Below are 12,971 nucleotides of genomic sequence, written 5' to 3'. Positions count from 1 at the left end.
ATATCTAGTTTTCAAAGAACAAGCTTGTAAATCTTGTTGGTGGAGCCAAGCGGGATCGAACCGCTGACCTCCTGCTTGCAAGGCAGGCGCTCTCCCAGCTGAGCTATGGCCCCATACATTATTTAGATGTTAAAATGGTGGGCCCTGGTGGACTCGAACCACCGGCCTCACCCTTATCAGAGGTGCGCTCTAACCAACTGAGCTAAGGGCCCACATTTATATAAGTTTTGAACCCGTAATGGGTTACGCTTGGCGGCGTTCTACTCTCCCAGGACCCTGCGGTCCAAGTACCATCGACGCTGAAGGGCTTAACGGTCGTGTTCGGGATGGGAACGTGTGGAACCCCTTCGCTATCGCCACCAAACGTTTGAGAGTTTGAGCTCTCAAAACTGAGCAACGAGTGAGTAACTAGCCGACCTGGCTAGATTTTATATTTGAATGTCTTCGCTCTGGAAGACGATTCTCCATAGAAAGGAGGTGATCCAGCCGCACCTTCCGATACGGCTACCTTGTTACGACTTCACCCCAATCATCTATCCCACCTTCGGCGGCTGGCTCCTTGCGGTTACCCCACCGACTTCGGGTGTTATAAACTCTCGTGGTGTGACGGGCGGTGTGTACAAGACCCGGGAACGTATTCACCGCGGCATGCTGATCCGCGATTACTAGCAATTCCGACTTCATGCAGGCGAGTTGCAGCCTGCAATCCGAACTGAGACCGGCTTTGTTGGGATTGGCTCCATCTCGCGATTTCGCAGCCCGTTGTACCGGCCATTGTAGTACGTGTGTAGCCCAGGTCATAAGGGGCATGATGATTTGACGTCATCCCCACCTTCCTCCGGTTTGTCACCGGCAGTCTATCTAGAGTGCCCACCCGAAGTGCTGGCAACTAAATATAAGGGTTGCGCTCGTTGCGGGACTTAACCCAACATCTCACGACACGAGCTGACGACAACCATGCACCACCTGTCTCAACTTTCCCCGAAGGGCACCTAACGCATCTCTGCCTCGTTAGTTGGATGTCAAGACCTGGTAAGGTTCTTCGCGTTGCTTCGAATTAAACCACATACTCCACTGCTTGTGCGGGTCCCCGTCAATTCCTTTGAGTTTCAGTCTTGCGACCGTACTCCCCAGGCGGAGTGCTTAATGTGTTAACTTCGGCACCAAGGGTATCGAAACCCCTAACACCTAGCACTCATCGTTTACGGCGTGGACTACCAGGGTATCTAATCCTGTTTGCTCCCCACGCTTTCGCGCCTCAGCGTCAGTTACAGCCCAGAGAGTCGCCTTCGCCACTGGTGTTCCTCCACATCTCTACGCATTTCACCGCTACACGTGGAATTCCACTCTCCTCTTCTGCACTCAAGTCACGCAGTTTCCAGTGCGATCCGGGGTTGAGCCCCGGGATTAAACACCAGACTTACATGACCGCCTGCGCGCGCTTTACGCCCAATAATTCCGGACAACGCTTGCCCCCTACGTATTACCGCGGCTGCTGGCACGTAGTTAGCCGGGGCTTTCTTCTCAGGTACCGTCACCTTGAGAGCAGTTACTCTCCCAAGCGTTCTTCCCTGGCAACAGAGCTTTACGATCCGAAAACCTTCATCACTCACGCGGCATTGCTCCGTCAGGCTTTCGCCCATTGCGGAAGATTCCCTACTGCTGCCTCCCGTAGGAGTCTGGGCCGTGTCTCAGTCCCAGTGTGGCCGATCACCCTCTCAGGTCGGCTACGCATCGTCGCCTTGGTGAGCCGTTACCTCACCAACTAGCTAATGCGCCGCAGGCCCATCCCCAAGTGACAGATTGCTCCGTCTTTCCAGTTCTCTTCAGGCGAAGAAAACAAGTATTCGGTATTAGCTACCGTTTCCGGTAGTTGTCCCAAGCTTGAGGGCAGGTTGCCTACGTGTTACTCACCCGTCCGCCGCTAACCATCCGAGAAGCAAGCTTCTCTTCAAGTCCGCTCGACTTGCATGTATTAGGCATGCCGCCAGCGTTCGTCCTGAGCCAGGATCAAACTCTCCAATAAAGTATTGAAAAGAGCGATAAGCTCATTTTGAATCTGACGAGATTAAAAATCTCATTTTTGATCTTGCAAGCAAGATCGATACTCACTCGTTGTTCAGTTTTCAAAGATCAAACTTCTTTTTTTCATCACCATTTTGTCTCAGCGGCGACTTTTATAATATATCATACTTCGTTTGTTTTGGTCAAGCCTTTTTTTGAAATTATTTTTGAAGTTCGTAATGAACTTCATTTGTTTCAAGCAAAGCGTATAACCAAGCAAGCAAAGCAACGAGATATAATGTACCATATATATTGCTCGGTAGTCAACTACCCGAACAAAGAAATTTTCAACCCCAATAACAGACCAACCCCCGGGAGTCCCAGAACAGTAACTGTACCTATTGTTGCAGGATTTAAAGGGATATAAGTTCCTGTTATCCAACCCGAATAATTTACGACATATATCCCAGCGGCCGCAAGCACCACATGAATTCCGATTGATGTAAAGATTGTTAATCCTAAGCGTTTTCTAAACAAAACAATAACCAGCGCCAGCAGAGAGGCGACCAATATGCTTCCCAGAATAACACTCTTCATACATTCCACCTCCAACTATATATAAAATCACCTGTATACTCAGCCACCTCACTCTAATTACACACTGAGTTCTCGATCGGTAGTAGTCACATCCATCCCATTCAACCGTTTGGCCCGTTTCAAATGAATTTGATATTTCCTCTCGGCCGCTTCAAGCACATAGATGGCATAATCGATCTCATCCTCTCCCAGAGCATCCTCAAACTGTCGCATCGCACGTTCCCACTCTTGTTTGGCCTTCTGCACATCCACATAAACCAACTCCGCCTCCAGTTTCGCAAGCTCTCTCTTCTTCCCGTCCCTTAAGCTACGCTTTTTTCGCCATATCAACATAAACACCCTCCCTTATCCATCCGTATAGCACACTCTCATACATATCAAGGAAGGGACAAACTTAGAACTCGGACATCTACTTTTATAATAAAAAAAAGAGAGAGCTCACGGCTCTCTCTTGCAATATAAATCAATTTATTGGATTGTCTTCTATACGAACGACACCCTTATCAAGCTCACACGCAACTAGATACATTAGCGCATCTCTCTGCGTCCTTCCAGCGCCTTCGAAAGTGTAACTTCATCTGCATACTCCAGATCGCCGCCCACGGGTAATCCGTGAGCAATACGGGTCACACTAATTTCAAACGGACGCACTAGGCGGGAAATGTACATCGCCGTAGCTTCTCCCTCAATATTGGGATTAGTCGCCAAAATCAATTCTTTTACCCGCTCATCACTCAAACGAGTTAACAGCTCTTTCAAGCGTATATCATCCGGACCAATTCCCTCCATTGGAGAAATCGCCCCCTGCAACACATGGTAGTACCCATCGAATTCCTTAGTCCGCTCCATAGCTACCAGATCTTTCGAATCTTGGACTACACAGATGACGGACACATCTCTCGACTTATCCTGACATATCCGGCAAGGGTCTGTATCTGTAATATTACAGCACACAGAACAGTAATGGAGATTACGCTTCACACTCACGAGCGCTTTGGCAAAATCAATAACGTCATCTTCCTTCATGTTAAGCACATGAAAAGCTAAACGAGCCGCTGTCTTCGGACCCACCCCAGGAAGACGGGTGAAGGCATCAATCAGCTTGGCTATCGGTTCAGGATAATACAATCGGTTGTGTCTCCTTTTGACAGGATCAGTTTATACTAAAATAACCCCGGAATTTTCATGCCACCCGTGAATTTACCCATATCCTGATTCGCAATTTCATCTGCTTTTGTCAAAGCATCATTCACAGCAGTCATGACAAGGTCTTGAAGCATTTCAACATCATCCGGATCTACGGCTTCAGGCTTGATCGTGATGGCAAGCAGTTTTTTATGCCCGTTAACTTCAGCAGTTACCACTCCGCCGCCAGAAGTACCTTGAACCGTTTTGTCCGCGAGTTCTTCCTGCGCCTTCAGCATTTGCTCCTGCATTTTCTTCACTTGTTTCATCATTTGGTTCATGTTATTCATATCCGTCATCTCCTTTAATATAGTTATCTCAAATTATACACATTACATCGTAATGTACTACTCTTTAATGACTACGAGATCTTCGCCAAATAACTGAATAGCTTCATCAATCCAAGGCTGTTTATCGCCTGAACCACCATCTTCATGCTCTGGTTCAAGCTTAAAATCCTCCTTTGGCGTTTCAGAAGCTCCTTCCATCGCACCAGTCCAGTCCCTAAGCATCATCGTCACAAGTCGAGCCGGACGCCCAAGCTGTTCCGAAAGCACCCGCTCAATGACATCACGATTCGCCTGTTTTTCCGTTGTTTCACGGTGAATGTTGTTCTTAAAAGCAACCAGCACATTGTCTTCGAGCAGTGAAACCGGCTCTCCATCCATAAACCAAGCATGAACCGTAACTTTCTCTTCTTTGACGCGTTGCAAAATCTGGCTCCATTTTTTGCTGATCTCCGTGAATTCTGGAGATCCTTTGCGCGCAATATATTGATCCAAATTCGCCGGAAGCTTCACCGGAGCGTTCGCTCTGGACATTGGCGCACGTGTTGCCGGTCGTGCAGGAGCATTTGAAGCCGCATCCCCACCTGACAGACCACTCTTGAGCGCCCGATCTAGCTTTTTCTCCAGCTCAGCAAGCTGCTGTTTCAATCGATTGATCTCTCCAGTATCAGCGGGTGCAGAAGGAGAAGTCACTCCAACCGATGAAGCAGCTCCGCCCATAGCCGGGATACTACACAGTTTAAGCAGAGCCACCTCAAACAATGTCTGCGGCTGAACTGCATATTTCATCTCACTCTGGTACCGATTCAGCGTATCGATCATCTGAAACAACTGTTCCTTCGTAAACGATTCCGCCATATCTCGAAACGATTCCGGGTTCAACACCCGATCCGTCAGTTTGTCCGCATCTGGCACCATCTTGATCATCAGTAAATCCCGGAAATAGTAGAGCAGATTCTCCATACATTTGTCCGCACTCTTGCCTTCATGCATAAAGCCCTCGATCATCTGCAAAATATGACCGACATCCCCTTTGAGCAAGGAGGATGCGAGCTTGGCAAATTGTTCTGAAGGAATACCGCCTGTCATGTCCATAACCTGCTGATACGTTACTTTCCCATCGGTAAATGAAGAGATTTGATCCAGCACACTGAGCGCATCCCTCATCCCACCATCAGATAGACGGGCAATGTACTGCAACGCATCTTGATCCGCTTCCATCCCTTCCTGTTCACAGATCAAAGTCAATCTGGCTGTCTGTTCTTCCAGAGATACGCGGCGAAAATCAAATCGCTGACAACGCGATATAATGGTAGCAGGCAGACGATGCGGTTCCGTCGTTGCTAAAATAAACATTACATGTGGCGGCGGCTCCTCCAATGTTTTGAGCAAAGCATTGAACGCCTCTGTCGTCAACATGTGCACTTCATCAATAATATAAACTTTCTGCCGGACTTCGGTAGGGGCATACTTCACCTTTTCCCGAAGATCGCGGATCTCCTCGACGCCCCGATTGGAGGCAGCATCAATCTCCTGCACATCCATAACAGCGCCATTCGTAATTCGGCGGCAAGCCTCACATTCGTTACAAGGCTCAGTTGCAGGTCCGCGTTCACAGTTTACAGCCTTGGCCAATATTTTGGCCGCACTTGTCTTCCCCGTCCCTCGGGGACCGCTAAACAAATAAGCGTGGGAGGTCCGCTGTTCACGAATCGCGTTCTGCAAGGTCTGAATAATATGTTGTTGTCCCACCATATCCTGGAACGACTGAGGACGCCACGCCCGGTATAACGCGATATGCTCCATGATGCGTTACCTTCCTTCCACTTCGCATTCGAGTCCGTTGTCGTCACCCCATTATACTATATTCCAGAGTGAATCCAAACTTTATCTGACTCATTTCATACGCGGTTTTTTCAACATATCAAAAAAGACCCCTGCATTTATACTGCTGCAAAGGTCTCTACAATTTAAAAGGTTAAGCCGTGCACCTGCTATCGATATTTGCGATCCAAGCGGCACCCCTGAACAATAGCTCAGGCTAGGCAACCCTCCGGCACAAGAGTGATCTCACTTATGGCTGCTTCCTTCCGGACCTGACCAGGTTCATGAGTACTCATTGCGGAGGACCCAACCGTCAACACCACGTTCAGGGACCAAACCTCACATCGACAAAACCTCTAACAGGAATTCAACCTCGCTATAGCGGATTGCGAGTTACAGGGCACCGCTACCTCCCCATCTAGCACGGTAAGAAATAGTATAACGCAAGGTAGTCCAAAATGCAACCGGCTGGAAAATGGAAACCACACACTTCTCTGTATAAGTAACTAAAAACCCCTGCCAAAATAGCAGGGGTGATTGGGATACAATAATTAGACAATCCACAAGGAATTGTACGATTAGATTCCGTATTTCTTTTTGAAACGGTCCACACGGCCGCCAGCATCGATAAACTTCTGTTTACCTGTGAAGAACGGGTGGCACGCGGAGCAAATCTCTACACGAAGTCCTTCTTTAACCGAACCAGTCTCAAAAGTATTACCGCATGCGCAGGATACTTGACCAATCGTGTATTTAGGATGAATTGCTTCTTTCATTACCTTTCACCTCTTTCCGCCCTGAGCCTCAAGCGGACCCAGAGTAAATGGCACAACACAGCAGATTATAACACGGCCTAAACCCGGTTGCAATCTAATTCATTCAAGAGGTAATTAGCTTTTTGGGACGAGCCATCCCAGCCGGTGGAACATGCGTATACGACCCAATGACAACATCCGGCAACTCTTCCGCAAATATCTCCAGCATCTGCTTCATTCCCAATATATCTCCCTGTGCTGGCGGAATTAACTCCAGATAGCTCTCCGGGTCAATATTCAGGTTACGCATCTGAATCAATCGCAGGTTGGTGCGGCGTGCAAATTCAATCATTGCCTCGATCTCTTCCTCACGATCGGTTACACCCGGGAAGATCAGATAGTTAATGGAGGTATATACCCCTTGCTCCGCAGCGTACTTCATTGATTTCTCTACATTAGCCAATGTATATCCACGAGGTTTGTAATACGCGTTGTAATGATCATCCAATGCACTGATCGTACTCACACGCATCAGATCCAGACCTGCATCCACAATGCCGCGAATATGATCATTCAAGCCAGCATTGGTATTAATGTTGATGTACCCCATATCCGTAATGGAGCGCACTTCGCGAATAGCTTCGATGATCAGCTTGGCCTGTGTGGAAGGTTCACCTTCACACCCCTGTCCGAAGCTAATAATAGATTCGGGTGTTTTCAGATGTTCCAGCATCACTTCAACGATCTCATCTACACGAGGACGGAAATTCATCCGTGTTTGAGGTGATACAAATCCACTGTCATCCGGCTGTTCAGAGATACAACCGAAACAACCAGCATTACATGAGTATGATACAGGAACGCCGCCTTCCCAACGATTCAAGAATGTGTTGGAAGACGTGAGACACTCATAACCCAGTGCACAATTGGACAGGTGGGTGTATAAACGGTTCTCTGGATACTTCTCCGTAAATCGTTTAACCCCAGAGCGCACATCGTCACGATCACAGTTCATCGGATTCCACTTCTCAGGAATATCGGACTGGGAAGCCGTAACGTAGAAACCGCCATCTTTCCAAACGACAGCCGAGTATCCAAACAACGGCAGCTTGTAATCCTTATCCGTTTTTACGTAACCCGGCAAGCACAGACGCGTAAAACCTTGCGGCAACAGAGCCCCTACAGCTTGTGTATCACTCGGCAACGGCAACATCTCGCCTGTATCCGGGTCCATACCGATAGGACGGGTGCTTGGAAGACCAACCAATGTTGCACCGTCCGGCAGAGGAATCAACTCATCCTCCATTATCTCGACAATCATATCTCCACTACGGGCGAGTCCGTACAGGGAGGGATGATCAAAAACATTACCTTTTTCATCTGCGTATACTAAATACATGATGTTCTCCTCACATCTATTGGGTTAAACCTGACGACGAGTATATTATATTGCAGTCAGTTGATTGTACAGTCAGCCACATCTTTATCTTACAACGATCATGGCTACGTTATACGAATTCAAACTGCAGTTCAAATGTTAATTCGATGTTCCTGATGTAGCCGTTTGTCTTGGGGAACGGCGAGTTGTCGTCGTTCCAGCATTGCTGGAGGGCGCATTGCCAGCCGCGTCAAACGCAGCCAGGAACTCGGCATTCGTTTTACTGTTGCGTAGTTTTTTCAGGAAACCTTCAACGAAGTCATGGGAATCATTCATATTTTTACGAATAGCCCAGATCGTATCCAGCTCTTCCTTGCTAAGCAATACCTCTTCACGGCGTGTACCGGAACGGCGAATATCGATGGCAGGGAAAATACGGCGTTCAGCCAATTTGCGATCCAGATGAAGCTCCATATTACCCGTACCTTTAAATTCTTCATAAATGATGTCATCCATACGCGACCCCGTATCAATCAACGCTGTTGCCAAAATAGTCAAGCTACCGCCTTCCTCCACGTTACGAGCAGAACCAAAGAAACGCTTTGGACGATGGAATGCTGCTGGATCAATACCACCACTTAGTGTACGTCCAGATGGTGGAATCACCAGGTTATATGCACGAGCCAGACGTGTGATACTATCGAGCAAAATAACGACATCCTTTTTGGCTTCAACCAAACGCAGAGCGCGCTCCAGCACCAGTTCCGCTACTTTGATATGATTCTCGGGCAACTCATCAAACGTGGAAGCGACAACTTCACCTTTTACCGAACGAGACATATCCGTTACTTCTTCTGGACGTTCATCAATCAACAGGACAAAAAGTTCAATTTCTGGATTGTTAGTTGAGATGCTGTTGGCAATTTCTTTGAGGAGAAGCGTTTTACCGGCTTTGGGAGGTGCTACGATCAATCCACGTTGTCCCAACCCTACAGGGGCAAGCACATCCATAATACGTGTGGATAAATGGCTCGGGGATGTTTCAAGAACCAGTTTCTTCTGCGGATACAATGGGGTTAATGCCGGGAAGTGAAGTCTCTCCGCAGCCGCCGATGGATTCTCACCATTCACAGCGTTAACTTGCAATAAACCGAAATATCTCTCATTTTCTTTTGGCGTTCGACACTTACCTGATACAAGGTCACCCGTGCGTAAATCAAACTTGCGAATCTGTGAGGCCGAGATATAAATATCTTCTGTACTTGGCAAATAGTTGATTGGCCTCAAGAAGCCGTAACCTTCAGGTAAAATCTCGAGCACGCCCTGCATAAACATCAAACCACTTTGTTCCGCTTGCGCACGGAGTATTGCAAAGATTAATTCTTTCTTTTTAAGGGTCCCGTAATAAGGAATCTGGTATTTTTTCGCCAGCTTATAGAGGTCCGTTAATTTCATTTCTTCCAAATCGGAAATTTGCAGATCCATATAATAACCACCTATTCAATTAATGAGTCCGTGAAATGGATAGTTTCGTTAGCTAATTCAAGCCATAGAAAGCAGTTCTACCACAATCTCTTCTATCCATTGTACGGAATGTAACCGTTATAATGCAAATACATGTCTTGGTGTGTAAGTTTCCGGGTGGAATGGCCATTACATGGCATAATCCTTAATGAGTGAACTCCAAACATGGGGCGATCGATCCGGGAAGACCGGCTATGAAGCGCAGGTTCAAACAAATCCGGGGATTGGAGAAAGGGAATGATTTTCAAAAACAATATAAGAAATGATGTGTTCTAAGCCTTATGATGTTTATTTCAAAAAAAGACCCTCCGAAACGAGAACCTGTTACAGTTCATCATATCCGGAAGAGAATACAAAATCTATTAGAATAGTATACCCTATTCTACTATAGGTTATGCAGCACCGCTACAAAACACGCTTCAAGCGGGAATATTTGCGATGCTGCGCCTTAATCAATACCTATTCGGTTTCCCGCCACACGTCTGCACCAAGCAAACGTAGGTTGGTCACCAAATGATCGTAACCACGATCAATAAACTCAACTCCCGTCACCTCAGTAACTCCTTCACTGACGGTAAGTCCCGCGATGACTAGTGCTGCACCAGCACGAAGATCCGACGCTTTTACTTTAGCCGCATTCAGTGCACTGCCTTCAATAATGGCTGATCGGCCTTCCACACGGATTTTGGCGCCCATACGAACCAGTTCAGGCACATGTTTGAACCGATTGCTGTATACAAAGTCACTCAGTACACTTACACCGTTCGCTTGTGTTAATACACTGGTCATTGGGGACTGCAGGTCGGTAGGGAATCCTGGATATACCAGCGCCTTTACATCAACATGACTGTACTGCGGCTGTCCAATAACCCGAATACTTTCGTCCAGCTCCTCGATACCCACTCCCATCTCCAGCAACTTGGCCGTTAAAGCCTCCAGATGTTTGGGAATGACATTATCAATGAGTACATCTCCGCGCGTGGCCGCCGCAGCGATCATATACGTGCCCGCTTGAATCCGATCCGGAATAATGGAGTGACGGCAACCCTTAAGCTCCGAGACCCCTTCGATTCGAATCGTTTCTGTACCTGCACCTTTGATGCTGGCACCCATAGAATTCAAAAGTGTTGCTACATCTATAATCTCAGGCTCTTTAGCCGCATTTTCAATAATTGTAGAGCCTTTGGCACGAGTGGCCGCCAGCATAATGTTGATGGTTGCACCAACACTGCTTACATCAAGATATATTTTAGCTCCGCGTAGCTCTTTGGCATACAAATGGATAGAGCCATGTTCATTCGTCACGGTTGCGCCAAGCGCTTCAAACCCTTTGATGTGTTGATCAATTGGACGAGGTTCAAAATTACAACCTCCGGGCAAACCTATTGTTGCTTCTTTAAAACGTCCAAGCAGTGCTCCCATCATATAATAAGAAGCACGAAGTTTCTTCACAGGACCGTTTGGCATCGGAATGGATTTAATATCAGAAGGATCAATTTTCATCTGACTACCTTCCCAAGTCACACGCGCCCCAAGTTCCTCCAAAATTTCTGCATATACGGCCACGTCACTGAGTAATGGCAAGTTATCCAACACGACCTCTGACTCGGCAAGCAATGCTGCAGGAATAAGCGCAATGGCGCTGTTTTTGGCACCGCTTATAGTTACAGTTCCCTGTAACGGACGTCCGCCACTAATCATTAATTTTTCCATAAAGCTTAATGTCCCCCTACGTGTTTTGCAGCCGATGAACGGCAATACGTGCTGATGGCTAACGATGTAGAAATAAGGTGTGAAAATGGAAAGACACCGGCTAGGCGGTGTTCTTCCATTTCACAGTATGGAACTTTTAAAGATAAATTACGCTTTGTTGTTGGAACCAAACTCACGGATTTTACCTTTAACAGTTTCTTTGATTGCATCACGGCCTGGTACGATGAACGTACGTGGATCGTAAGCGTTTGGTTTTGCTGCAAGCACTTCACGAACTGCTTTTGTGAACGAGATTTGGTTCTCTGTGTTCACGTTGATTTTGGAAGTACCCAAAGAGATTGCTTTATCGATATCGTGCTTAGGAATACCTGTACCACCGTGCAATACGAGTGGAACTTGTACCGCGTCACGAACTTCTTCCATTTCTTTGAAGCCGAGGTTTGGCTCGCCTTGGTAAGGACCGTGAACGGAACCCAGAGCTGGTGCCAAAGTATCGATACCTGTTTCTTTAACGATGCGGATACATTCGTTCAAGTCAGCGTATTGAATACCACCGATAACGTCGTCTTCTTGTCCGCCTACAGTACCAACTTCAGCTTCTACAGAAACGCCTTTAGCGTGTGCGTATTCAACGACTTTTTTAGTCATTTCGATGTTCTCATCGATGGAGTGATGGGAACCGTCGATCATAACGGATGTAAAGCCAGCATCGATTGCTTCTTTACATTTGTCGAAGCTTGAACCGTGATCCAGATGGATTGCAACTGGTACGGAAATTTTCATGTCAATCAAGAGTCCTTCTACCATTTTAACTACAGTAGTAAAGCCGCCCATGTGACGTGCTGCACCTTCGGATACGCCCAGAATTACTGGGGATTTCTCTTCTTCAGCAGCAGTAAGAATCGCTTGAGTCCACTCAAGGTTGTTGATGTTGTATTGACCAACTGCATATTTTCCTTCAAGTGCTTTGTTCAACATGTCTGTCATAGATACTAATGGCATGGTTTCAATCCTCCTAGGGGTTTGGGTTGTGTCTATGGTTTTTAGCCGAAATCACATACGGGCTTATTATACCACATCCCATGTCAAATACTAAACAAGCTTTTGCAAAAATGCTGTGCTTTGCAGCACAGTTTTCACAGACACGGCATGATGGCGTTACCATTTCCAATATTCCCTACACTAACAGGTGAAATACTCCATTTTCTCATGATTACATGTGGTTGGTGGTTGACGCAAAAAAATCCTGTATCGACAGGATTTAGCTGCATTTGTTCGCAGCGCCATTGCGAAGTTGCATATTAACGGCCACACGCATCTCATCAATATCAAACGGTTTCGTAAAATGCATGAGCGCGCCAAGATCGGTAGCTTCCTTGATCATGTCAAGTTCTCCATACGCCGTCATCATAATAACCTTGATATCAGGGTCAATCTCCTTGATATGCTTCAGTATTTCAAGCCCGTCCATCCCCGGAATTTTCATGTCCAGCAGAACGAGATCCGGCTTGTCCTTATTGACGATTTCGAGCGCAATCTTGCCGTTTGCCGCCTGAAATGTGTTATACCCTTCGCTGCTGAACACTTCCATCAGTAGAATACGAATACCGTTTTGGTCATCGACAATCAGAACTTTTTTCTCTTCCACGCTGTAACCTCCTAGAATTAGGAAAGCATATACACATTACATCTGGATAACTATCC

Annotated in this window: 11 protein-coding genes, 2 tRNA genes, 2 rRNA genes and 1 other RNA gene; all 16 read right to left on the bottom strand. The window is 46.9% G+C overall.

The genetic code is table 11. The features are described from left to right. Window positions 1–37: 37 nt before the first annotated feature. A tRNA-Ala gene (locus MKY23_RS00675) sits at window positions 38–113 on the bottom strand. Window positions 114–135: 22 nt separating this feature from the next. Then, window positions 136–212: transfer RNA gene (locus tag MKY23_RS00670), tRNA-Ile, on the bottom strand. A gap of 35 nt (window positions 213–247) precedes the next feature. Then, window positions 248–364: ribosomal RNA gene (gene rrf, locus MKY23_RS00665) — 5S ribosomal RNA — on the bottom strand. A 106-nt stretch (window positions 365–470) separates the two neighbouring features. Beyond that, window positions 471–2,026 (bottom strand): 16S ribosomal RNA (locus MKY23_RS00660). 305 nt (window positions 2,027–2,331) lie between these two features. Then, complete coding sequence (locus MKY23_RS00655; RefSeq protein WP_154960677.1) at window positions 2,332–2,601, bottom strand: pro-sigmaK processing inhibitor BofA family protein; 270 nt, start codon at window positions 2,599–2,601, stop codon at window positions 2,332–2,334. 57 nt (window positions 2,602–2,658) lie between these two features. Beyond that, a complete protein-coding gene (locus tag MKY23_RS00650; RefSeq protein ID WP_154960676.1) occupies window positions 2,659–2,934 on the bottom strand; it encodes a DUF2508 domain-containing protein in 276 nt (91 codons plus the stop codon). A 195-nt stretch (window positions 2,935–3,129) separates the two neighbouring features. After that, window positions 3,130–3,729 carry a recombination mediator RecR gene (gene recR, locus MKY23_RS00645; protein WP_062329683.1) on the bottom strand — a complete coding sequence of 200 codons (600 nt, stop codon included), beginning with the start codon at window positions 3,727–3,729 and terminating at the stop codon, window positions 3,130–3,132. A 35-nt stretch (window positions 3,730–3,764) separates the two neighbouring features. Further along, window positions 3,765–4,076, bottom strand: a complete 312-nt coding sequence (locus MKY23_RS00640) for a YbaB/EbfC family nucleoid-associated protein (protein ID WP_090924857.1) — start codon at window positions 4,074–4,076, stop codon at window positions 3,765–3,767. A 57-nt stretch (window positions 4,077–4,133) separates the two neighbouring features. Next, window positions 4,134–5,879 (bottom strand): DNA polymerase III subunit gamma/tau, encoded by a 1,746-nt coding sequence (dnaX, locus tag MKY23_RS00635; protein ID WP_154985785.1) that lies wholly within the window; start codon window positions 5,877–5,879, stop codon window positions 4,134–4,136. Between the two features lie 177 nt (window positions 5,880–6,056). Then, an RNA gene (gene ffs / locus MKY23_RS00630) (signal recognition particle sRNA large type) lies at window positions 6,057–6,324 on the bottom strand. A gap of 151 nt (window positions 6,325–6,475) precedes the next feature. Beyond that, entirely contained in the window at window positions 6,476–6,673 is a 198-nt protein-coding gene (gene rpmE / locus MKY23_RS00625; protein WP_090924859.1) for a 50S ribosomal protein L31, read from the bottom strand. A gap of 103 nt (window positions 6,674–6,776) precedes the next feature. Further along, entirely contained in the window at window positions 6,777–8,051 is a 1,275-nt protein-coding gene (locus tag MKY23_RS00620; protein ID WP_090924860.1) for a radical SAM protein, read from the bottom strand. A gap of 138 nt (window positions 8,052–8,189) precedes the next feature. Beyond that, window positions 8,190–9,515: a transcription termination factor Rho gene (gene rho, locus MKY23_RS00615; protein WP_090924861.1), complete on the bottom strand. Its 1,326-nt coding sequence runs from the start codon at window positions 9,513–9,515 to the stop codon at window positions 8,190–8,192. A gap of 498 nt (window positions 9,516–10,013) precedes the next feature. Then, window positions 10,014–11,267 (bottom strand): UDP-N-acetylglucosamine 1-carboxyvinyltransferase, encoded by a 1,254-nt coding sequence (locus MKY23_RS00610; protein WP_090924862.1) that lies wholly within the window; start codon window positions 11,265–11,267, stop codon window positions 10,014–10,016. A gap of 147 nt (window positions 11,268–11,414) precedes the next feature. Next, entirely contained in the window at window positions 11,415–12,269 is an 855-nt protein-coding gene (gene fba, locus MKY23_RS00605) for a class II fructose-1,6-bisphosphate aldolase (RefSeq protein ID WP_056698160.1), read from the bottom strand. Window positions 12,270–12,528: 259 nt separating this feature from the next. Further along, window positions 12,529–12,915, bottom strand: coding sequence for a response regulator (locus tag MKY23_RS00600; RefSeq protein ID WP_090924863.1), 387 nt, complete (start codon window positions 12,913–12,915; stop codon window positions 12,529–12,531). Window positions 12,916–12,971: the final 56 nt, after the last annotated feature.

The sequence above is a fragment of the Paenibacillus sp. FSL R7-0272 genome (assembly GCF_037969905.1).
GTDB lineage: Bacteria > Bacillota > Bacilli > Paenibacillales > Paenibacillaceae > Paenibacillus > Paenibacillus polysaccharolyticus.
The sequence above is the reverse complement of the archived record's forward strand: the minus strand, read 5'-3'. Positions and strand labels throughout refer to the sequence as shown.

Excerpts from the sequence above, each read along its gene's own strand:
- MKY23_RS00655 (WP_154960677.1), bottom strand. The coding sequence starts at position 2,601 with ATGAAGAGTGTTATTCTGGGAAGCATATTGGTCGCCTCTCTGCTGGCG.
- MKY23_RS00650 (WP_154960676.1), bottom strand. The coding sequence starts at position 2,934 with ATGTTGATATGGCGAAAAAAGCGTAGCTTAAGGGACGGGAAGAAGAGA.
- MKY23_RS00640 (WP_090924857.1), bottom strand. The coding sequence starts at position 4,076 with ATGAATAACATGAACCAAATGATGAAACAAGTGAAGAAAATGCAGGAG.
- dnaX (WP_154985785.1), bottom strand. The coding sequence starts at position 5,879 with ATGGAGCATATCGCGTTATACCGGGCGTGGCGTCCTCAGTCGTTCCAG.
- rpmE (WP_090924859.1), bottom strand. The coding sequence starts at position 6,673 with ATGAAAGAAGCAATTCATCCTAAATACACGATTGGTCAAGTATCCTGC.
- MKY23_RS00620 (WP_090924860.1), bottom strand. The coding sequence starts at position 8,051 with ATGTATTTAGTATACGCAGATGAAAAAGGTAATGTTTTTGATCATCCC.
- rho (WP_090924861.1), bottom strand. The coding sequence starts at position 9,515 with ATGGATCTGCAAATTTCCGATTTGGAAGAAATGAAATTAACGGACCTC.
- MKY23_RS00610 (WP_090924862.1), bottom strand. The coding sequence starts at position 11,267 with ATGGAAAAATTAATGATTAGTGGCGGACGTCCGTTACAGGGAACTGTA.
- fba (WP_056698160.1), bottom strand. The coding sequence starts at position 12,269 with ATGCCATTAGTATCTATGACAGACATGTTGAACAAAGCACTTGAAGGA.